Raw genomic sequence first — 20,443 nt, forward strand, 5'->3', positions numbered from 1 at the left:
GCTTTGGCGCTACACCAAATGTGAAAAAGCGTGCTAAATACAGGTAATGCTTTTGATTTCTCGCAAGGTACACCGTGTTAAAGCCTTTGATTGCCACTGCGTTACTGTTCTCTTCCGGCTGGGTGATTGCCGCTGAGCCACCGCTGACGGCTGCGCTTTATGCGCAAAAGCTGGGCGTGGGGATGGACGTAGACTGGGCGCGCACCGAGCGCGGCATTCGGGAGTTCGATCCGCTGGTGGTTCGCGATTTTCGTGCGAAGGGTATCAGCCATGTGCGTATCCGCGTGGCCGATGAACCGACGGAGGCGCGGCTGATTCATCTGCGTAAGCTGGTGGAAGCCTGCGAGCAATACGGGGTGATCCCGATTATCACTTATCAGGCCGATGAATATAAAAACGACCCGAAAGCCGAGACGGAAAAAGAGGTGATTAACTGGTGGATTGCCGTGGCGCACTACTTCGGCCAAAGCTATCCCCTGCTGGGTTTTGACCTGATTTATGAACCGGCGGACAAGCTCAACCATAACGCCGCGTCGCTTAACCGGGTTTACGAGAAAACCGTCAAAGACATTCATGCAATTGATGCTAATCGCATGATCTTCATCGCGCCACGTCTGCGGGCTGCGCCAGAGGACCTCTCCAGCCTGAAACTCCCGGCGCACAGCCAAAATTATCTGCTGGCGGAGTGGCACATTTTCCCGTGGGGCCCGCTAAAGAGTAACGGTAAATATCCGTGGACGTCCGGGACGGTGGCGGAGAAAGCGGCTATCCATAATCGCATTGCGACCGCGCTGCACTGGCAGCAAAAAAACGGCCACGTCAGCTGGGTGGGCGGCTGGGGCGTAGGTGAATCAAATCACTTCACCCCAACCGCATCGCAAATGGCGTTTGCCTCGTTTATGGCCTGCGAACTGCAAAAGGCCAAAGTTCCCTACGCTATCAACGCGGATATTCAGTTTTACGACGGGGAAGAGGGCGCCTGGCGTCCAGCGCCAGAGCCGCTGCTGCAGGCCATGATCGCGCCTGTTTGTGAAAAGCCCGGCGAGAAGCCGGGCCATCATGCGGTTAAACCGGCTGCTCGTGATGGGGAACACGCGACGCCAGCGGCAGCCAGCACAGTAAAATCAGCAGCCCCATCAGCGTCATCAGCAACCCCAGACTAGCCTGGCCAGTTTGCGGCATCATCGCCGAGAGCCAGGCCAGCGCGCCGGAACCGATGTTCTGCAGTCCCCCCACCAGTGCGCCCGCCGTGCCTGCGAGGAACGGGAACGGCTCCATTGCGCCGCTGGTGGCGAGCGGGAACAGCATCCCCGCGCCGAAGAAGAACAGCGCCGCCGGGATCAGCAGCGTCCAGACGGTCATCACGCCAAACAGTCCCGGGATCCACATCATCAGACCTGCCAGCAGGCAGCTGATCACCGACTGCCACATCAGCGTTGAGAAACGCTTGTTCTGACGGCCGGCAAACCAGGCACCAAAGAACGCGGCCGGGATGGGCAGAATAAACAGGATACTGACCACCATGCTGCTCAGGCCAAGCCCGGCACCCAGCAGCACGCCGGAGCAGGCTTCAAACACGGCAATACCCGCCAGGCCACCAACCAGCATCAGCAGATAACAGGTAAACGCGCCGTTGCCGAACAGCGTTTTATAGCTGGTGATAAGGCGGGTGCGTGGCGCGTCCGTTGGCCGGGTTTCCGGCATCCACCGCGCCATGCTGAAGGTCACAATCACGCACAGCACCAGCAGGAAAGCGTAGCAGGCACGCCAGGACCACATCGTATCGAGCAGGCCACCAATCAGCGGCGCCAGCAGCGGGCTCACCAGAATCCCCATATTTAACAAACTGTTGGCATGGCGGAGCTGGGTGCCCTGATAGAGATCGCGTGGCAGGGTTCGCGCCATCACCCCACCGACGCCGGTGCCGACACCCTGCAGGGCGCTGGCGGCAATCAATATGGTCAGGTTATGGGTGGTAATGGCAATCACCGTCGCCACCATGAAAATGGACATACCCACCAGAATCACCGGGCGACGCCCGACGCGGTCAGACAGCGGTCCATAGAACAGCTGCGAAACGCCATAGGTCAGCAGATAAGCTGCCATTACGCTCTGTACTGCGCCCTCGCGGACGTTAAGTTCCTTTGCCATATCGGCGATCGCCGGAATGTAGATGGTTTGCGCCATCTGACCGACGGCCACCAGTAACACCAGCATCAACAATAAGTTAACGTTCCTGTGTTTTTTCATGTCGCTGAATACTTTTGCCAAAAGAGAGAAATAAAGAATAAGTGACTACGCATTCCCATAAATGCGCGAGGAATCTACCACAGATAGATGACAAATTAAGCATTCCTGTGATGAATGTCAGAAGGGGTAAAGGCAGGATTTGTAAACAAGATCGGCAACTAATGTTGCCAGTGATTTATGCCAGGCGCAGCAGGATCGCCCCGCCCGCAATTCCCACTGCGGCCGCGATACGCAGGCCCGCAACCTTCTCTTTTAACAGCACAAATGCGATCAGCGCCCCGAAGAGGATGGATGTTTCACGCAGGGCGGCGACCACGGCCAGCGGAGCCTGGGTCATCGCCCAGAGCGCCAGCCCGTAAGAGCCCATGGTGCCGATACCCCCGAGCAGCCCTTTTTTCCAGTGCGTACGCAGGTATCTGGAGGCTTCCCGTCGGCGTGCCATCATCGCCCACAAGAGCAGGCAGAAGCCATTCATAAAGAAGGTCCACAGCGTATAGCCCAGCGCGGTGTCTGATAACCGCACGCCGGTGCCGTCGACCAGCGTATACCCGGCGATAAAGCAGGCGTTGAGCAGTGCAAGCCAGACCCCCTTACGCGACGTCATGCGGCCGTTCATGGCCATAGCCAGAATCGACAGGCAGATCACGGCGATGCCGGACCACGCGAGCCATGACAGACTATCTCCCAGCACCAGCACGCTTATCAATGCCACCAGCAGCGGTGCCGTACCGCGCATCAGCGGATAGGTCTGGCTCATATCGGAGACCTGGTAGGTCTTTGCAACCAGCACCGTGTACACCACCTGCAGCGCGCAGGAGACCCCTAAAAACGGCCAGCTGGCAGCAGACGGCTGTGGGGAGAAGGGCAGTAATACCAGGGCGATAAACGCGGCGGAACCGCTAACGCTGATTGCTGAATAGAGCTTGTCTGTACCGGCTTTAACAATGGCGTTCCAGCTGGCATGCAGCAGCGCGGCGAACAGTAAAATGCAGAAGACGGTAATGGTCATGGCGTATCTGGCGGTGAATTGTCACTCAACTGTAACATTAACAACCTGATGCTGCCAGCCGGTCACACCGCGCAAAACAGACGGTGTGTGACCCGTGGTTCATCCGAGACCAGCGTAAAGCCCGCCTGATGATAAAACCCGTATGCAGCGTCCGGCGCGTGGGTGTTGAGAAAATCAAACCAGATGCTGGCATCGGCCATTACCACGGTCAGAAGCTGCTTACCAATGCCCAGCCCGCGGCACTTCTCGCTGACGTAGAGATGACGAATGCGGCCGGCGCGCGGCTGCTGGCTGAAGGGATCGCGGTTAAGACCGCATACGCCCACCAGCTTGCCGTTCAAAAAGGCGCCCAGCAGCTTTTCGCCCGGTGCGTTAAAACGGTTTTCACCGCGCTGCCAGTTCTCTTCCAGCCGGCGCAGCATGTTGAAATTCGATGCGATACTTTCGGCCTTTAAGGCGATATAGCCAGGTTCTTCTGGCGTGACAGGCTCAATTAACAGACGCGACATAGCATTCCCTCGTTATTAAAGAGGGGCGGTTGCCCGCCCCTCTCAGGTGCGACTTGAACCTGAATCACCGAAGGTATTTCAGGACAGCATCAAGTAGTTGCAGTACAGCAACAATGAGTTTGAGGATAAGTATCACCATATCCACTACGCTCATACGCGTCTCCTTTTGGTTAAAAGGAGCACGATGCTGGCGTACCTTTCCGCCGCCTGTGACCAGCACCTGGATTGACGTAACACAGTGTGCTCACTTCAGGGGGTTAAGGCACTGACGGCACCACCCGTTTCAGCCAGGACTTCGTTGCGCCGGTAGAACTGCGGCCCCCTCGCTCACTGCGAACACCCTCAGTATAGATAAATACTGTATGCATGAACAGTATTTTTTGGACAAAATTCAGAAGGCGGTCCATACTCAAAAACGTCAAAATCCGTGCCCGAATTGCGCGTTCGTCTTCGATCGCGTATACTTTTTGCGTTGACGTAACACAGTGTGTTCTGCGGCGACCAACCGCAAAACCTCTGAAAAAAACCTCGCTCAGGCGAGGTTTTTTGTTTTCTGCACGCAACAAACGAAACGTGATCTTCGACGCATTTTTGCGCAGATGAAAATATTTCCATTGTCATGCCCGAAAAGCTGTGTTTGTATAAATTCTATCAATAGATTCCAAACACAGGTCCCCAATGACAGCATCCATGTTCACCTCGACCCTACTAGCAACTGCGCAACCAGCCGCAGTGGTCGTCGTGCGTGTGGTGGTCGTCGGCAATGCGCCGTAGGGACTGGATCAACACACGAATCCAAAACCCCGCCGGCGCAAACCGGGCGGGGTTTTTCGTTTAAGGACCCTCCCCGGAAAGTCGGCTCAGAAGAAAAGGACTGGAGCATGGCAAGTTCGGGCACAACATCCACCAAAACGCGTTTCACGGGCGCGCAGTTAATCGTTCATTTGCTGGAACGACAGGGCATCACCACGGTTGCGGGGATCCCGGGCGGCACGGTGCTGCCGCTGTATGATGCGTTAAGCCAAAGCACGCAGATTCGTCACGTTCTGGCGCGTCACGAGCAGGGCGCGGGTTTCATCGCTCAGGGCATGGCGCGTACGCAGGGCAAACCCGCGGTCTGTATGGCCTGCAGTGGCCCGGGTGCGACTAACCTGGTCACCGCTATCGCCGACGCGCGCCTGGACTCAATTCCACTGATCTGCATTACCGGCCAGGTGCCGTCCTCCATGATCGGTACCGACGCGTTTCAGGAGGTGGATACCTACGGCATCTCTATCCCCATCACTAAACATAACTATTTAGTTCGCGATATCGCCGAGCTTCCTCAGGTTATCAGCGATGCGTTTCGTATTGCGCAATCCGGCCGTCCCGGCCCGGTGTGGATAGACATTCCTAAGGATGTTCAGACCGCAGAGATCGAGATTGACGTGCTGCCGGAGCCGGGTGAACGTGCGCCAGCGCCGCAGTTCAGCGCAGAGAGCGTGCAGGCTGCAGCGGCGATGATTAACGCCGCCAGACGCCCGGTGCTTTATCTGGGTGGCGGGGCGATTAATGCCTCCGACGCGGTACGCCAGCTCGCAGAGAAAGCCAGCCTGCCCACCACCATGACCCTGATGGCGCTGGGTATGTTGCCAAAAGCGCACCCGCTGTCGCTGGGTATGCTGGGGATGCACGGCGCGCGCAGCACGAACTACATTCTGCAAGAAGCGGATTTGCTGATTGTTCTCGGTGCACGTTTTGATGACCGGGCGATTGGCAAGACCGAGCAGTTCTGCCCGAACGCCAAAATCATTCATGTGGATATCGACCGTGCCGAGCTGGGTAAAATCAAGCAGCCGCACGTGGCGATTCAGGGTGACGTTGCCGAGGTGCTGGCGCAATTGATTCCGCAAACGGACGCTTCCGATCGCGCCGACTGGCGTCAGCTGGTTGCCGATCTGCAAAAAGAGTTCCCGGGCGCTATCCCAACCGAGGGGGACCCGCTGAGCCATTACGGGCTGATTAACGCCGTGGCCGCCTGCGTTGATGACAGCGCAATTATCACCACCGACGTAGGCCAGCACCAGATGTGGACCGCCCAGGCCTACCCGTTGAACCGTCCGCGTCAGTGGCTGACCTCGGGTGGACTGGGGACCATGGGCTTTGGCCTGCCGGCGGCAGTGGGCGCGGCGCTGGCCAATCCCGATCGCAAGGTGATCTGCTTCTCCGGTGACGGTAGCCTGATGATGAACATTCAGGAAATGGCGACGGCAGCCGAAAACCAGTTAGACGTGAAAATCATCCTGATGAACAACCAGGCGCTGGGGCTGGTGCACCAGCAGCAGAGTCTGTTCTATACGCAGGGCGTGTTTGCCGCGACCTATCCAGGAACGATTAACTTTATGCAGATTGCCGCCGGTTTTGGCCTGCATACCTGCGATTTGAACGCCGAAGCGGACCCTCATGCGGCGCTGCAGGCGGCGATTTCTCGTCCTGGCCCGGCGCTGATCCACGTGCGTATCGATCCTGAACAAAAAGTGTACCCGATGGTGCCGCCAGGTGCGGCAAATACTGAGATGGTGGGGGAATAAGCCATGCAGAAACAACATGATAACGTCATTCTGGAACTCACCGTCCGCAACCACCCAGGCGTGATGACGCACGTCTGTGGGCTCTTTGCCCGCCGCGCGTTTAACGTGGAAGGTATCCTCTGTCTGCCCATTCAGGGCAGCGAGCACAGCCGCATCTGGTTACTGGTGAATGACGATCAGCGTCTGGAGCAGATGATTGCGCAGATCGATAAGCTGGAAGATGTCGAGAAAGTGGTGCGCAACCAGTCCGATCCCACCATGTTTAACAAAATTGCGGTGTTCTTCGAGTAAATAGCGCAAAGCTTGAACCCCCACGCGCTTATCGTTAAGGTAAGCGCGTTTTTTAACCCGCCAGGAACGCGCCATGACCACCATCGCCCTTATCGACGACCATCTCATCGTCCGCTCCGGATTTGCCCAGCTGCTGAACCTTGAGCCTGATTTTCAGGTGGTGGCGGAGTTCGGCTCCGGTCGCGAGGCGCTGGCAGGTTTGCCCGGGCGCGGTGTCCAGGTCTGTATCTGCGATATCTCGATGCCGGATCTCTCCGGACTCGAGCTGCTGAGCCAGTTACCGAAAGGGATGGCGATCGTGATGCTCTCGGTCCATGACAGCCCGGCGCTGGTTGAGCAGGCACTGAACGCAGGCGCACGTGGATTTCTTTCCAAGCGCTGCAGCCCGGACGAACTGATCGCTGCCGTACGCACGGTCTCCACCGGCGGGTGCTACCTGACGCCGGATATCGCCATCAAGCTGGCGGCAGGGCGACAAGACCCACTCACCCGACGCGAACGTCAGGTGGCAGAAAAACTGGCGCAGGGGATGTCGGTGAAAGAGATTGCCGTGGACCTGGGGCTGTCGCCAAAAACCGTTCACGTTCACCGCGCTAACCTGATGGAAAAACTCGGCGTCAGTAATGACGTTGAACTGGCGCGCCGCATGTTCGACAGCTGGCAATGAACCCGCTGTTTTCACGGCTGATCGCCGTTGCTGCCAGTTTTTCCATTTTCTCCGCCGCCTGGTTCTGCCTGTGGAGCATCAGCCTGCATCTGGTTGAACGCCCGGAGCTGGCGGTGCTGCTTTTCCCGTTTGGCCTGCGTCTGGGATTGATGCTGCAATGCCCGCGCGGTTTCTGGCCGGTACTGCTGGGCGCCGAATGGCTGATGCTGGTCTGGCTGGCGCAGGAGGTGGCGCTGGCGCACTTGCCTTTACTGGTGACGGGCAGCGTACTCACGCTGATCCCGGTGGCGCTGATCTCCCGTTATCGTCACCAGCGCGACTGGCGCACGCTGCTGCGTCAGGGGGCTGCGCTGATTGCCGCCGCGCTGTTGCAGTCCCTGCCGTGGACCGGCGAGGAGGAGATGCTTAACGCCCTTCTGCTGACGCTGACCGGCGGTCTGACGCTGGCTCCCACCTGCCTGGTTATCTGGCACTACCTCACCAGTACCGTCTGGCAGCCGCTCGGACCGGCGCTGGTCTCTCAGCCGGTAAACTGGCGCGCCCGGCATCTTATCTGGTATCTGCTGCTGTTTGCGATCAGCCTGTGGCTGCAGCTTGGCCTGCCCGATGAGCTGTCGCGCTTTACCCCGTTTTGCCTGGCGTTGCCGATTATTGCCCTCGCGTGGCACTACGGCTGGCAGGGCGCGCTGATTGCCACCCTGATGAACGCTATCGCGCTGATTGCCAGCCAGACCTGGCACGATCACCCCGTCGATTTACTGCTCTCCCTGCTGGCCCAGAGCCTGACCGGGCTGCTGCTGGGGGCCGGGATTCAGCGCCTGCGTGAACTTAACCACTCATTACAAACCGAGCTGGCGCGTAATCGCCGTCTGGCAGAACGCCTGCTGGAAACGGAAGAGAGCGTCCGGCAGGAGGTGGCCCGCGAGTTGCACGATGACATCGGCCAGACCATTACCGCCATTCGTACTCAGGCAGGCATCGTTCAGCGTCTGGCGGCCGAAAACGCTGGCGTAAAGCAGGGCGGGGCACATATCGAACAGCTCTCTCTTGGCGTGTATGACTCGGTGCGGCGACTGCTTGGCAGGCTGCGACCGCGCCAGCTGGACGATCTTACGCTTGAGCAGGCGGTACGGTCTCTGATGCGCGAGATGGAGCTGGAAAGCCGCGGGATCGTCAGCCATCTTGACTGGCGCATCAATGAATCTTTGCTGAGCGAGGGTCAGCGCGTCACGCTGTTCCGCGTCTGTCAGGAAGGGCTGAATAATATTGTTAAGCACGCCAGCGCCAGCGCGGTAACGCTGCAGGGATGGCAACAGGATGAACGCCTGATGCTGGTGATTGAAGATGATGGCTGCGGTCTGCCGCCGGGCTCCGGCCAGCTGGGTTTTGGCCTGGCGGGCATGCGTGAGCGCGTCAAGGCGTTGGGTGGCACCCTGACCATCTCCTGCACCCACGGCACGCGCGTCAGCGTCAGTTTACCGCTGAGGAGTCAGCATGTTTAAAACCCCGGCGAATGCCGCCCCGCTAAATGATATACGTGAAATTGACGCCCGCTATCGTTACTGGCGTCGCCATATCCTGATCACCATCTGGCTGGGGTATGCGCTTTTTTACTTTACCCGCAAAAGTGTCAATGCCGCCGCGCCGGAAATCCTCGCCAGCGGGGTGATGACACGCACCGATATTGGCCTGCTGGCGACGCTGTTTTACATCACCTACGGCCTGTCGAAGTTCTTCTCCGGTATCGTCAGCGACCGTTCGAATGCCCGTTATTTTATGGGCTCTGGACTTATTGCCACCGGGGTGGTGAACATTCTGTTTGGCTTCTCCACCTCGCTCTGGGCCTTTGCGCTGCTGTGGGCGTTGAACGCCTTTTTCCAGGGATGGGGCGCGCCGGTGTGTGCCCGTCTGCTCACCGCCTGGTACTCGCGCAACGAGCGTGGCGGCTGGTGGGCTATCTGGAACACGGCGCATAACGTCGGAGGGGCGCTTATTCCGATGGTGGTCGGGGCGGCGGCGCTGCACTACGGCTGGCGCACGGGAATGATGATTGCCGGCGGGCTGGCGATCGTTGCCGGGCTGTTTCTCTGCTGGCGACTGCGTGACAGGCCACAAACCGTGGGCCTGCCCGCGGTAGGCGACTGGCGGCACGACGAGATGGAAGTCGCTCAACAGCAGGAAGGTGCAGGGCTGACGCGTAAAGAGATCCTCACCAAATATGTGCTGTTAAATCCCTATATCTGGTTACTCTCCCTCTGCTACGTGCTGGTCTACGTGGTGCGTGCGGCGATCAACGACTGGGGCAATCTGTATATGTCCGAAACCCTGGGCGTCGATCTGGTGACCGCCAACTCGGCGGTCACGATGTTCGAGCTGGGCGGCTTTATCGGCGCGCTGGTGGCGGGCTGGGGCTCGGATAAGCTCTTCAACGGTAACCGTGGGCCGATGAACCTGATCTTCGCCGCCGGGATTTTGCTTTCCGTTGGTTCGCTATGGCTGATGCCGTTTGCCAGCTACGTGATGCAGGCGGCGTGTTTCTTCACCACCGGCTTTTTCGTCTTTGGCCCGCAGATGCTGATCGGCATGGCCGCGGCGGAGTGTTCGCACAAAGACGCCGCGGGGGCAGCGACGGGCTTTGTCGGGCTGTTTGCTTACCTTGGCGCTTCGCTCTCCGGCTGGCCGCTGGCGAGGGTGATCGACGTCTGGCACTGGAGCGGTTTCTTTGCCGTGATCGCCATCGCGGCAGGAATTTCGGCCCTGCTGCTGCTGCCGTTCCTGCATGCACAGGCGCCGCGCGAGGCACACGAAGCGTGATGTGCTTCACCTTTTCATCCCGAATGGCGCAAAACTAAGAAATTTTCCTGGTTTCACCTGGACGCTGTCTCAGGCGTCGCTCCCGGCTGGTTTTTACAATGCTGCAAAAATCAGCTCAGGAGTAAACCAATCATGCTGGCCTTCTTAAATCAGGTGCGCAAGCCGACCCTGGATCTGCCGCTCGACGTGCGGCGCAAGATGTGGTTCAAACCGTTCATGCAGTCTTACCTGGTGGTCTTTATCGGCTACCTGACCATGTACCTGATCCGCAAAAACTTTAACATCGCGCAGAACGACATGATCTCAACCTACGGGCTGAGCATGACGCAGCTGGGCATGATTGGCCTGGGCTTCTCCATCACTTACGGCGTGGGTAAAACCGTCGTTTCCTACTACGCGGACGGCAAAAACACCAAGCAGTTCCTGCCGTTTATGCTGATCCTCTCCGCCATCTGTATGCTCGGCTTCAGCGCCAGCATGGGCGCGGGCTCCGTCAGCCTGTTCATGATGATCGCCTTCTACGCCCTGAGCGGTTTCTTCCAGAGTACCGGCGGGTCGTGCAGTTACTCCACCATCACCAAATGGACCCCTCGCCGCAAGCGTGGTTCGTACCTCGGCATGTGGAACATCTCCCACAACCTCGGCGGGGCGGGTGCGGCAGGCGTGGCGCTGTTCGGCGCAAACTACCTGTTCGACGGCCACGTGATCGGCATGTTTATCTTCCCGTCGATTATCGCCCTGATTGTCGGCTTTATTGGCCTGCGCTACGGCAGCGATTCCCCGGAATCGTACGGCCTCGGCAAAGCCGAAGAGCTGTTCGGCGAGGAGATCAGCGAAGAGGACAAAGAGACCGAAGAAAACGAGATGTCCAAATGGCAGATCTTTGTTGAGTACGTGCTGAAAAACAAAGTGATCTGGCTGCTCTGTTTCTCCAACATCTTCCTGTACGTGGTGCGTATCGGTATCGACCAGTGGTCCACCGTGTATGCCTTCCAGGAGCTGAAGCTCTCCAAAGAAGTTGCGATTCAGGGCTTCACCCTGTTCGAAGTGGGCGCGCTGGTCGGCACGCTGCTGTGGGGCTGGCTCTCGGACCTCGCCAATGGTCGCCGCGCGCTGGTGGCCTGCGTCGCGCTGGCGCTGATTATCGCCACGCTCGGCGTCTACCAGCACGCCAGCAACCAGTACGTTTACCTGGCGTCCCTGTTCGCGCTCGGCTTCCTGGTGTTTGGTCCACAGCTGCTGATCGGCGTGGCAGCAGTCGGCTTCGTACCGAAAAAAGCGATCGGCGCTGCCGATGGAATTAAAGGCACCTTCGCCTACCTGATCGGCGACAGCTTCGCCAAGCTGGGTCTGGGTATGATCGCCGACGGCACGCCGATTTTCGGCCTCACCGGCTGGGCGGGCACCTTTGCCGCGCTGGATGCCGCCGCCATCGGCTGTATCGTCCTGATGGCGATGGTCGCGGTGCTGGAAGAACGTAAGATCCGCCGTGAAAATCGGATGCAGAAATTAAAAGTAGCCTGAGTGTGCAGGTAACTTCTTTGCCCGGTTGACCGCCGGGCTTTTTTTTACATCCCACCTTTACCCCCCTTTACAGACCCGCTCCCTGCAATGCTCTACATTTTAATTTTGCTGCCGCACCCCGCGGCTTTTGTCCGTTTTGTTATGGAGAGCTTGCATGGTAAACCGACGACTATCCTGTCTTGCGCTATTGGTGGCGCTTGCCTCCCCCGCCCTGGCGGCGGATGCGCCGACGTACGGCGAGAAGCTGGAGGGGTTTGATTACGCCTGGCCGGTTAAGCATTTCACCTTTACCTCGCAACATCAGCCGCTTGATATGGCCTATCTGGACGTTAAGCCAGAAAAACCCAACGGCCGCACCGTGGTGCTGATGCACGGTAAAAACTTCTGCGCCGGAACGTGGGAGGGGACTATCCGCGCACTTTCCGCCAGCGGATACCGCGTGGTGGCACCAGACCAGATTGGTTTTTGTAAATCCACCAAACCCGAGCATTACCAGTACACCTTCCAGCAGCTGGCGGATAACACCCACGCGTTGCTTAAGCAGCTCGGCGTCGATCGCGTGACGGTTATTGGGCACTCGACCGGCGGCATGCTGGCGACCCGCTACGCGCTGATGTGGCCGCAGGAAGTGGAACAGCTGGTGATGGTTAACCCGATTGGTTTAGAAGACTGGAAAGCCCGCGGCGTACCGCATATTACGGTCGATCAGTGGTATCAGCGTGAACTTAAAACCAGCGCCGATGGTATTCGTCAGTACGAGAAAAATACCTACTATGCCGGGGAGTGGAAGCCGGAGTATGAGCGTTGGGTGACGATGCTGGCCGGGTTGAACAATGGGCCGGGCAAAACGCGTGTCGCCTGGAACTCAGCCCTGCTCTACGACATGATTTATACCCAGCCGGTGATCTACGAATTTGGTGAACTGAAGATGCCGGTATTATTGATGATCGGCACCAAAGACAACACCGCCATCGGGAAAGACCTCGCCCCGCCGGCGATCCGCAAGACGCTGGGCAACTATGCAGTACTGGGTAAGGAGACGGAAAAACGCATTCCGCATGCGACGCTGGTTGAGTTTAACGACATGGGCCATGCGCCTCAGATGCAGGACCCTCAGCGCTTCCATGACGCGCTGCTGAAAGGGCTGCAGGCACGCTGACCGGTCTAAAGCAACAGCCCCGCAGCCCGTTCTGCGCGGGCTGTCTTCCGCGCACTACACGCCAGCATACCTGGCGCTGCCCTCATAACGATTTTCCACCTTTTTTCACTGCACTATTATGACCTTGCCCGCTGTCGACGCCGCGCGTTTCCCGCTATGATGAGCGGCTGACGTAGAGGAGAACGCATGGTCTGGATAATGCTGGCAACGCTTGCCGTGGTGTTTGTGGTGGGATTTCGGGTCCTGACCTCAGATTCACGTCGCGCAATTAAACGCCTGAGCGAGCGGCTGGGGATCACCCCGGTTCCTGTAGAATCGATGATCGATCAGTTCGGTAAAACGCCCGGCAATGAGTTTATCCGCTACCTTGAACGCCCGGACGAAGCGCATCTGCAAAACGCGGCGCAGGTGCTGCTGATCTGGCAGGTCTGCATTGTCGACGGCAGTGAAGAGAATTTGCTTGCCTGGCACCGTATGCTGCGTAAAGCCCGTCTGGCCGCGCCGATCACGGACGCGCAGGTCCGTCTGACGCTGGGTTTTATGCGTGAAATGGAGCCCGATCCGCAGGAGCTAAACGCCTTCCAGTTGCGCTATAACCAGCTTTTCCTGCCGGAAGAGGGCGTGTTTTATTTGCATTGATAGTACCTGCTCCTGCCGCCGGTCCCGGTGGCGCTGTGCTTAGCGGGTCTTACAGGTGCGCGCTGCCCGATAAAAATACGACGAAAGTTGTTGAAACGTTAAATCCATCACACTTTTGATGATAAACTGCGCGACTTTTCCGCACGTTTTTATCTTCAGGTGACGCCATGACAGAACACATTCAGCCCACGCCCAGACCGCAGACCCAGGAGGTCACTCGTCCCAACTGGTCGGCGGTTTTCTCCGTGGCATTTTGCGTTGCCTGCCTGATTACCGTTGAGTTTCTGCCGGTGAGCCTGTTGACGCCGATGGCGCAGGATCTGGGCATTTCCGAAGGCGTGGCGGGGCAGTCTGTTACCGTGACTGCGTTTGTGGCGATGTTCGCGAGCCTGTTTATTACCCAGGTGATTGGCACCATCGACCGCCGCAAAGTGGTCATTCTGTTCAGCGTGCTGCTGACGCTCTCCTGCCTGCTGGTCTCTTTTGCCAATAACTTCACCCTGCTGCTGCTGGGTCGCGCCTGTCTGGGGCTGGGATTAGGCGGCTTCTGGGCGATGTCGGCCTCGCTCACCATGCGTCTGGTTCCCGCGCGCACCGTGCCGAAAGCCCTCTCCGTGATCTTTGGTGCTGTTTCGATTGCGCTGGTCATTGCTGCGCCGTTGGGCAGTTTCCTTGGCGGGATCATCGGCTGGCGTAACGTCTTTAACGCTGCCGCGGTGATGGGGGTGCTTTGCATTCTCTGGGTCTGGAAAGCGCTGCCGTCCTTACCGGGGGAAGCGGCACACCATAAACAGAATATGTTCAGCCTGCTGAAGCGCCCGGGCGTGCTGGCGGGGATGACCGCCATCTTTATGGCATTTGCCGGACAGTTTGCCTTCTTCACCTATATCCGCCCGGTATTCATGAACATGGCCGGGTTTGATGTGGATGGCCTGACGCTGGTGCTCCTGAGCTTCGGTATCGCCAGCTTTGTCGGCACCTCGCTATCGTCCGCGTTCCTGAAGCGTTCCCTGAAAGTGGCGCTGGCAGGCGCGCCGCTGGTGCTGGCAATTAGCGCTGCGGTATTGGTGCTGTGGGGCAGCGATAAGTGGGTTGCGTCGGCGATTGCGATTATCTGGGGCTTTGCTTTTGCGCTAGTGCCGGTGGGCTGGTCGACGTGGATCACCCGCTCGCTCGCCGATCAGGCGGAAAAAGCCGGGTCGATTCAGGTCGCGGTGATCCAGCTGGCGAACACCTGCGGTGCGGCGATCGGCGGCGTTGCGCTGGACCATCTGGGGCTGACGTCACCGCTGGTGATTTCAGGAACCCTGATGCTGCTGACCGCGCTGCTGGTGGCGGGGAAGGTTAAGGCGAAGTAATGCTTTTCTCCCTCTCCCGTGGGAGAGGGATGGGGTGAGGGCATCAGGCTACGCCGATGTCTGAACCCGTCTTCTCGAATCCATCGAAATCAGTACCACCGACGACACAATCAACAGCGTGCCCAGCCAGTCCGGCAGCGTAAACGCCACCCCAAGCAAAATCACCGACAGCAGGGCGCTGCTCAGCGGCTCGGCACAGCTCAGAATGCTCGCCTTCGGCCCGCCAATCATCTGCGCGCCTTTCAGATACAGGCTGAACGTCAGCGCCGTGCCAATCACCACCAGATAGAAAAACGCCAGCAGCAGGCTGCCATCAATCACAAATGTGGTCTCGCGTCCGGCGTAGAACGGCGTCAGTACGACCCCCGCGATTAACATACTCCAGCCAACAATCGGCAGCGTGCCGTAGCGGGCGATAAGCGTCGACGGGTAGGTTGTATAAAACGCGGCGGCAAAGGCTGAGGCGATACCGAAGAACAGGGCGGCAGGGGAGATGGAGAGCGAGGTCGGATCGCCGTGGGTGACCAGCAGGAAGGTGCCGACAAGTGACGTCAAAATGGCGGATAAAACAAACACGCCGGGACGTTTTTTCCTCGCCAGCGCGAACCAGGCGACGATGATCGTTGGCGAGAGAAACTGCAGCACGGTGGCCGTCGCCGCGTTGGATTTTTCAATCGTCAGCAGGAAGGTGAGCTGGACGGTGAGCGCACCAACCAGCGAGAAAAACAGCAGGCTGAGGGCGTCTTTACGATGTTTGATGACCGAGAAAATCTTGTCGCCATGAACGAAGGAGAGGGTCAGCAAGATGACGCCGGTAAACAGCAGGCGAATCATCGTCAGGTAAGGGGACGAGATCTGGCTTTTCTCCATGATGTACTGCGCGCAAACCCCTGAGCTGCCCCATAAAACGGCGGCGATCAGAACGTTGAGCATTCCTTTACGTGTGGAACCCATGTTCTCCCCTGTTATGTTGGTTTTTGTGTAGCATAACATGGGTCTTGCCGGGTGCGGTGTGGCCTGATGCCCTCACCCCGGCCCTCTCCCACGGGAGAGGGTGCAAACACGAAAAACGGCAACATGCGTTGCCGTTTTGCTTTTACCTTGCTTAGAACCACGCTTCCCACATCGCGCCGACGTTGAAATCATCCAGCGTCTCATCTTTTGTACCGTTCACACGGGCGGTGCGTTCGTTATCCACTTTGCCGCCGGTCACGTAGAAGCGCAGCATTGGGCGGAACTCTGGCCCCATGGCGATGGACATGTTCTGCGACAGGGTCAGCTTCCAGCCTTTGTTATCACCGCCATTGTCGTAATCCACGTGCTGCCAGCCTGCTTCCAGCCAGGTGGAGTGAACGTCGTTCCACCAGTGCATCGGACGCACGATGGCGTTGTAGTTCTTACGGTTGTCGGTCTTGTCACGGCTGTTGTCATAGTCGTGGAAGGCGAGGATGTACTCCACCTGCGTGGCCTGGGTGAATTTGTACAGCCCTTCGAAGCTGGCGTAGACCGTGGTCAGATCCTCGGTTTTGTTGAATACGCTGTTGTCCGCGTTATCAGAATAACGGGCAATCACCTTATTCACGCCGCTGTCGTTGGTGTGGCTCAGCACCACGCCGCCCTGCCAGGCCTTCAGACGCTCTTCACTCTCAATGGCTTTGGAGTCAAAACCGTAGTTCGCGTACAGCTCCAGATCCAGCGGGCCGACTTTCATGCCGTGGATTTTTGAGGTCGCAGCGTAGTTACCTTTGTCGCCCGTGCCGGAACCGCCGGTACAGGTAATGCGCGACGGGTTCGCCTCATCTTCCATCACTTCCGGACTACAGGATTCCACCGCGGCCACCGCGGCAACGTCAAACTGCACGCCGCCGATGTCGAAGTTCTTCACCCCGGCACCCTGGCCGTCGTGGTTCATCCAGAAGTAATCGTTGATACCCTGCTGTGGACGCTGGTGGAAGTCACGGCCGGCCCAGAAGTAGGCGTTCGGGTTGGAGGCCATAATGTTGGTCACACCGGCATAGGCTTTTTTCAGGTTAACCTCGTCGCCCCAGTGGTCGATCATCACGTTGATGTCCCAGATGGCACCGTTGTCGCCCTTGAAGGCTTTGGAGAGCTGGAATTCACCGCCGTTGCCTTCGTTACCCAGACGACCGATTGCGGATGCACCGTTATAGGAACCGTCTACCGCCACGTATTTCTGATCGGCTGCCTGGAAGTGCGCGCCGTAGCGGGCATAGCCGGTAAATTTAACCCCAAACGGAATCGCGAGGTCCGGTGATTGCGCTGCGCTTTGCGGTTCGGTGACCACGTCCGCTTTTTTCGCGACGGCGGCGTCCATTTTGGCCTGCCGTTCGGCCAGCGCTTTGTCTACCGCTTTCGCCACGATGGCGTCGATTTGCTCTTGCGTAAATTCTTGTGCGAGTACAGAAATTGGGCAAAGCGCGGCGACAACCGCCATGGTTAATGGAAGTTTTTTAATATAATTCATGGTTATCTCAATATAGTTTAATTTTATTCAGACAATAACCATCCCGCTCCGATCTGACAGAGTTTGTCGCTATCATCAGAACAAGTGGATTTCTATTTTAGGTACAGAGTGATTACATTAACGTTTTTTCGCCATACATTATCTCTGATATAAATGGATTATTTCTTCGGATAATTCACGTGCCAGCAGGGAATTCATTAAATGATCCTGCGCGTGAACCATTATTAAGGTCATCGGCTGGCGGGCTTCGCCCGCATCCTGTTCGATCAGTTTTGTCTGCATTTTGTGCGCCTGGCGCGCGTAGCCATCGGCTTCGCGCAGCAGGCTTTTGGCTTCGTCAAGGTTGCCCTGACGCGCCGCGTGCAGAGCTTCAAAGCACAGGCTACGCGACTGACCGGCGTTGACGATAATTTCCATTACGGCTTCTTCTAATGCGATCATTACACTGACTCTCTGTCAAAACTGTTATTTAATGCGGTGGCGGCAAACCACTCGCCGCTTTTCTTGATGGTGCGCTGCTGGGTAGTTAAATCGAGCTGGATAAATCCGTAGCGATTTTTATACGCATTACACCACGACCAGTTATCAATAAAGGTCCACATATGGTAGCCAAGACACTGGCACCCTTCGCTAATACCTTTATGCAGCCAGGCCAAATGTTCGGAAATAAAATCGATGCGGTATTGATCGTTTATCTGACCATTCTCAATAAAGCGCTGTTCATTTTCGACACCCATACCGTTCTCAGAAATAAAGCAGCGTGGGTTACCGTAATTGTCGCGCAGGTTAATCAGAATATCGTAAATACCCGGCTCATAAATTTCCCAGCCACGGTATGGATTCATCTTGCGGCCAGGCATTTCGTAATTATCAAAGAACCACTCCGGCATAAACGGTGCCTGTGGGTTCACCGCACTGTCACGGCATTTCACGCGACGCGGCTGATAATAGTTAATGCCGAGCAGGTCGATTTTTCCTTCCGCAATCAGGAAACTGTCTTCCGGTTTGCAGGCGGGGAGCTGATCGTAAGATTTCAGCAACGCCACCAGATCCGCCGGGTATTCACCGCGCAGGACGGGGTCAAGGAAGCTGCGGTTAAACATCAGGTCCGCAATGTGTGCCGCTTTGACGTCAGCCGGGTTTTGCGAGCGCGGATAGGACGGCGTCAGGTTCAGTACGATACCGATCTCCCCGGCGTAGTGCCCGGCACGGTAAGCGCGTACCGCCTGCGCATGCGCCAGCACGGTGTGATACGCCACGGTGGCCGCACGACGAAAATCCACCACGTTGGGATAGTGGAAATCGTACAGATAGCCGCCTTCCACCGGCACAATCGGCTCGTTGAAGGTAAACCAGTGCAGCACGCGATCGCCAAACAGATCGAAGCAAATCTGCGCATAGCGGGCGTAAGCGTCCACCACGTTGCGGTTTTCCCAGCCGCCAATCTCCTGCATCGCCATCGGCATGTCGAAGTGGAACAGGGTGATAAACGGGGTAATACCCTGTTCAATCAGCTCATCAATGACCTGATGATAAAAATCGACCGCTTCCGGGTTCACTTCACCGATACCGTCGGGGATCAGGCGCGCCCAGCTAATCGAGGTGCGAAAGCTGTTGTGGTTCAGCTGCTTTAACAGCTGAATGTCCGTTTTCCAGTGTTGATAAAACGTGGAGGTGTGCTGCGGTCCCACGCCATTATGAAAACGGTTCGGCTCGCGGGCAAACCAGTAATCCCAGGTGGTTTCACCCTCTCGTGTCCCTTCGGTCTGGAGGGCGGAGCTTGCGCTGCCCCACCAGAAATTATCGGGAAATGCGTATTTCATGACCTTTCCTCTTTGACTTAATGACTTGCTGTTTCAGCGGCACCGACGGTTGCCTGGGCTTTCTGCTCTTCGTTTTTCATCAACGTACGCTCGTAAGCACGCAGGAACGGCAGGTACATCAGCGCTGACATCACCATACACACCAGACACATCACCACCGGGCTCAACGCCCAGTTTGCCGCCCACGATGCGCCAATAGGGGCCGGGGTCGTCCACGGGGTTAACGACACCACCTGTGCCAGCCAGCCCATTTTGGTGGCGCCGTACGCCAGGCAGGCGTTCACCAGCGGAACAAACACGAACGGGATAAACAGCATCGGGTTCATGATGATTGGCGCGCCGAACAGAATCGGTTCGTTGATGTTAAAGAAGCTGGGCACAACGCCCATTTTGCCGATGGTGCGCAGGTGCGTGACGCGGCTGCGCAGCAGCAGGAAGGCCAGCGGAAGCGTGGAGCCGACGCCGCCAATCAGCAGGTAGTGGTCCCAGAAACCCTGCAGGTAAACGTGTGGCAGCGCCGCGCCAGCCGCCAGTGCCGCCTGGTTTGCGGACAGGTTGGCCATCCAGAACGGGTTCATGATGCCGGTGACAATCAGCGAGCCGTGGATACCGGCAAACCAGAAGATCTGGCACAGCAGCACGGAGAGCAGAATGGCAGGCAGGGAGTCAGATGCAGAGACCAGCGGTTCCAGCAGGTGCATAATCGCCTGCGGGATAATCATCCCGGTTTGTGCTTCGATAAACAGGTTCAGCGGGTGCAGGGTACCGATCACCACCATGACCGGGATCAGGATCTCAAACGAACGCGCCACACCGGTCGGCACTTCTTTCGGCAGACGGATGGTCACGTTGTTCTGCTTCAGCCACGCATACACGCGGGTGGAGTAGATGGCGGTAATCAGCGCGGTGAAAATCCCCTGGCCGGAGAGGTACTGGGTCGAGATCTTGCCGTCGGCATACGGAGCCGCCACCAGCAGGAAGGCCATAAAGGCCAGCAGACCGGACATCACCGGATCGAGGTTAAACTGACGCCCCAGGCTTGCACCAATCCCCACCGAAATGAAGAACGTCATCACGCCCATGCTGAGGTTGAACGGCAGCATCAGCTGTTCACGGTAAGTCTGGGAGAAATCCAGCCAGCCGCGGGCAAAGCTGTTCGTCGTATCCGCGGAGAAGGGCGGGAAGATGAACACCAGCATAAACGAGCCGATGATCATAAACGGCAGCGCGGCGGTAAAGCCGTCGCGGATGGCAATCACATACTTTTGCTGGCCGAGCTTCGCGGCCAGCGGGGTAATTGACTGCTCAATAACCGCGACCATTGATTGATATAACGAACTCATGT

The 20,443-nt window shown here is 57.6% G+C and carries 19 protein-coding genes; 10 read left to right on the plus strand and 9 right to left on the minus strand.

Annotation, left to right across the window (positions count from 1 at the left end; genetic code table 11):
* Window positions 1-74 precede the first annotated feature (74 nt).
* Window positions 75-1,163: a cellulase family glycosylhydrolase gene (locus tag QLG09_RS06305; RefSeq protein ID WP_049021965.1), complete on the plus strand. Its 1,089-nt coding sequence runs from the start codon at window positions 75-77 to the stop codon at window positions 1,161-1,163.
* Here QLG09_RS06305 and emrD read toward each other — a convergent pair.
* From emrD to tisB, 4 genes are all read right to left on the minus strand, one after another.
* Window positions 1,066-2,250: a multidrug efflux MFS transporter EmrD gene (gene emrD, locus QLG09_RS06310; RefSeq protein ID WP_020882737.1), complete on the minus strand. Its 1,185-nt coding sequence runs from the start codon at window positions 2,248-2,250 to the stop codon at window positions 1,066-1,068. The genes QLG09_RS06305 and emrD overlap by 98 nt on opposite strands.
* A 175-nt stretch (window positions 2,251-2,425) precedes the next feature.
* Window positions 2,426-3,259: an EamA family transporter gene (locus tag QLG09_RS06315; protein WP_032680035.1), complete on the minus strand. Its 834-nt coding sequence runs from the start codon at window positions 3,257-3,259 to the stop codon at window positions 2,426-2,428.
* 62 nt (window positions 3,260-3,321) lie between these two features.
* The gene (locus QLG09_RS06320; protein WP_014167984.1) at window positions 3,322-3,768 is read right to left on the minus strand and encodes a GNAT family N-acetyltransferase; all 447 of its coding nucleotides are present in this window, start codon (window positions 3,766-3,768) and stop codon (window positions 3,322-3,324) included.
* Between the two features lie 64 nt (window positions 3,769-3,832).
* Window positions 3,833-3,922 carry a type I toxin-antitoxin system toxin TisB gene (tisB, locus tag QLG09_RS06325; RefSeq protein WP_020684667.1) on the minus strand — a complete coding sequence of 30 codons (90 nt, stop codon included), beginning with the start codon at window positions 3,920-3,922 and terminating at the stop codon, window positions 3,833-3,835.
* 727 nt (window positions 3,923-4,649) lie between these two features.
* On the opposite strand from tisB, the gene ilvB reads away from it, so the two are divergent.
* The 9 genes from ilvB (at window position 4,650) to nepI (ending at window position 14,790) form a co-directional block, all read left to right on the plus strand.
* A complete protein-coding gene (gene ilvB / locus QLG09_RS06330) occupies window positions 4,650-6,338 on the plus strand; it encodes an acetolactate synthase large subunit (RefSeq protein WP_020882735.1) in 1,689 nt (562 codons plus the stop codon).
* 3 nt (window positions 6,339-6,341) lie between these two features.
* Window positions 6,342-6,629, plus strand: a complete 288-nt coding sequence (gene ilvN / locus QLG09_RS06335; protein WP_014167986.1) for an acetolactate synthase small subunit — start codon at window positions 6,342-6,344, stop codon at window positions 6,627-6,629.
* Between the two features lie 73 nt (window positions 6,630-6,702).
* A complete protein-coding gene (uhpA, locus tag QLG09_RS06340; RefSeq protein WP_014167987.1) occupies window positions 6,703-7,296 on the plus strand; it encodes a transcriptional regulator UhpA in 594 nt (197 codons plus the stop codon).
* Window positions 7,293-8,798 (plus strand): signal transduction histidine-protein kinase/phosphatase UhpB, encoded by a 1,506-nt coding sequence (uhpB, locus tag QLG09_RS06345; protein WP_025206526.1) that lies wholly within the window; start codon window positions 7,293-7,295, stop codon window positions 8,796-8,798. The genes uhpA and uhpB overlap by 4 nt, the downstream gene beginning before the upstream one ends.
* Window positions 8,791-10,110 (plus strand): MFS transporter, encoded by a 1,320-nt coding sequence (locus tag QLG09_RS06350; protein ID WP_282488777.1) that lies wholly within the window; start codon window positions 8,791-8,793, stop codon window positions 10,108-10,110. Before uhpB ends, QLG09_RS06350 begins: the two co-directional genes overlap by 8 nt.
* Before the next feature lie 132 nt (window positions 10,111-10,242).
* Window positions 10,243-11,634, plus strand: coding sequence for a hexose-6-phosphate:phosphate antiporter (gene uhpT / locus QLG09_RS06355; RefSeq protein WP_020882733.1), 1,392 nt, complete (start codon window positions 10,243-10,245; stop codon window positions 11,632-11,634).
* Window positions 11,635-11,788: 154 nt separating this feature from the next.
* Window positions 11,789-12,793, plus strand: coding sequence for an alpha/beta hydrolase (locus QLG09_RS06360; RefSeq protein WP_020882732.1), 1,005 nt, complete (start codon window positions 11,789-11,791; stop codon window positions 12,791-12,793).
* A 186-nt stretch (window positions 12,794-12,979) separates the two neighbouring features.
* Window positions 12,980-13,432 (plus strand): DUF1198 domain-containing protein, encoded by a 453-nt coding sequence (locus QLG09_RS06365; protein ID WP_014167992.1) that lies wholly within the window; start codon window positions 12,980-12,982, stop codon window positions 13,430-13,432.
* Between the two features lie 167 nt (window positions 13,433-13,599).
* The gene (gene nepI, locus QLG09_RS06370; protein WP_044865934.1) at window positions 13,600-14,790 is read left to right on the plus strand and encodes a purine ribonucleoside efflux pump NepI; all 1,191 of its coding nucleotides are present in this window, start codon (window positions 13,600-13,602) and stop codon (window positions 14,788-14,790) included.
* A gap of 48 nt (window positions 14,791-14,838) precedes the next feature.
* On the opposite strand, the gene QLG09_RS06375 is transcribed toward nepI, so the two are convergent.
* The 5 genes from QLG09_RS06375 to QLG09_RS06395 all read right to left on the minus strand — a co-directional run bounded on the left by QLG09_RS06375 (window position 14,839) and on the right by QLG09_RS06395 (window position 20,441).
* Window positions 14,839-15,744 (minus strand): DMT family transporter, encoded by a 906-nt coding sequence (locus QLG09_RS06375; protein WP_282488778.1) that lies wholly within the window; start codon window positions 15,742-15,744, stop codon window positions 14,839-14,841.
* 151 nt (window positions 15,745-15,895) lie between these two features.
* Window positions 15,896-17,275: a carbohydrate porin gene (locus QLG09_RS06380; protein WP_014168005.1), complete on the minus strand. Its 1,380-nt coding sequence runs from the start codon at window positions 17,273-17,275 to the stop codon at window positions 15,896-15,898.
* Between the two features lie 138 nt (window positions 17,276-17,413).
* A complete protein-coding gene (locus tag QLG09_RS06385; RefSeq protein WP_014168006.1) occupies window positions 17,414-17,716 on the minus strand; it encodes a PTS lactose/cellobiose transporter subunit IIA in 303 nt (100 codons plus the stop codon).
* Window positions 17,716-19,098: a glycoside hydrolase family 1 protein gene (locus QLG09_RS06390; protein WP_020882721.1), complete on the minus strand. Its 1,383-nt coding sequence runs from the start codon at window positions 19,096-19,098 to the stop codon at window positions 17,716-17,718. Before QLG09_RS06390 ends, QLG09_RS06385 begins: the two co-directional genes overlap by 1 nt.
* A 17-nt stretch (window positions 19,099-19,115) precedes the next feature.
* Entirely contained in the window at window positions 19,116-20,441 is a 1,326-nt protein-coding gene (locus tag QLG09_RS06395) for a PTS cellobiose transporter subunit IIC (protein WP_014168008.1), read from the minus strand.
* Window positions 20,442-20,443 lie beyond the last annotated feature (2 nt).

Origin of the sequence: Enterobacter sp. V89_11 (genome assembly GCF_029967775.1) — a bacterium.
In the GTDB taxonomy this organism is placed as follows: domain Bacteria; phylum Pseudomonadota; class Gammaproteobacteria; order Enterobacterales; family Enterobacteriaceae; genus Enterobacter; species Enterobacter ludwigii.

What these genes read in the sequence shown, in the direction of transcription:
- ilvB (WP_020882735.1), top strand. Translation starts at nt 4,650, where the DNA reads ATGGCAAGTTCGGGCACAACATCCACCAAAACGCGTTTCACGGGCGCG.
- QLG09_RS06365 (WP_014167992.1), top strand. Translation starts at nt 12,980, where the DNA reads ATGGTCTGGATAATGCTGGCAACGCTTGCCGTGGTGTTTGTGGTGGGA.
- QLG09_RS06375 (WP_282488778.1), bottom strand. Translation starts at nt 15,744, where the DNA reads ATGGGTTCCACACGTAAAGGAATGCTCAACGTTCTGATCGCCGCCGTT.
- QLG09_RS06380 (WP_014168005.1), bottom strand. Translation starts at nt 17,275, where the DNA reads ATGAATTATATTAAAAAACTTCCATTAACCATGGCGGTTGTCGCCGCG.
- uhpA (WP_014167987.1), top strand. Translation starts at nt 6,703, where the DNA reads ATGACCACCATCGCCCTTATCGACGACCATCTCATCGTCCGCTCCGGA.
- QLG09_RS06385 (WP_014168006.1), bottom strand. Translation starts at nt 17,716, where the DNA reads ATGATCGCATTAGAAGAAGCCGTAATGGAAATTATCGTCAACGCCGGT.
- QLG09_RS06350 (WP_282488777.1), top strand. Translation starts at nt 8,791, where the DNA reads ATGTTTAAAACCCCGGCGAATGCCGCCCCGCTAAATGATATACGTGAA.
- QLG09_RS06395 (WP_014168008.1), bottom strand. Translation starts at nt 20,441, where the DNA reads ATGAGTTCGTTATATCAATCAATGGTCGCGGTTATTGAGCAGTCAATT.
- QLG09_RS06360 (WP_020882732.1), top strand. Translation starts at nt 11,789, where the DNA reads ATGGTAAACCGACGACTATCCTGTCTTGCGCTATTGGTGGCGCTTGCC.
- QLG09_RS06315 (WP_032680035.1), bottom strand. Translation starts at nt 3,259, where the DNA reads ATGACCATTACCGTCTTCTGCATTTTACTGTTCGCCGCGCTGCTGCAT.
- uhpB (WP_025206526.1), top strand. Translation starts at nt 7,293, where the DNA reads ATGAACCCGCTGTTTTCACGGCTGATCGCCGTTGCTGCCAGTTTTTCC.
- uhpT (WP_020882733.1), top strand. Translation starts at nt 10,243, where the DNA reads ATGCTGGCCTTCTTAAATCAGGTGCGCAAGCCGACCCTGGATCTGCCG.
- QLG09_RS06390 (WP_020882721.1), bottom strand. Translation starts at nt 19,098, where the DNA reads ATGAAATACGCATTTCCCGATAATTTCTGGTGGGGCAGCGCAAGCTCC.
- emrD (WP_020882737.1), bottom strand. Translation starts at nt 2,250, where the DNA reads ATGAAAAAACACAGGAACGTTAACTTATTGTTGATGCTGGTGTTACTG.
- nepI (WP_044865934.1), top strand. Translation starts at nt 13,600, where the DNA reads ATGACAGAACACATTCAGCCCACGCCCAGACCGCAGACCCAGGAGGTC.
- QLG09_RS06320 (WP_014167984.1), bottom strand. Translation starts at nt 3,768, where the DNA reads ATGTCGCGTCTGTTAATTGAGCCTGTCACGCCAGAAGAACCTGGCTAT.
- ilvN (WP_014167986.1), top strand. Translation starts at nt 6,342, where the DNA reads ATGCAGAAACAACATGATAACGTCATTCTGGAACTCACCGTCCGCAAC.
- tisB (WP_020684667.1), bottom strand. Translation starts at nt 3,922, where the DNA reads ATGAGCGTAGTGGATATGGTGATACTTATCCTCAAACTCATTGTTGCT.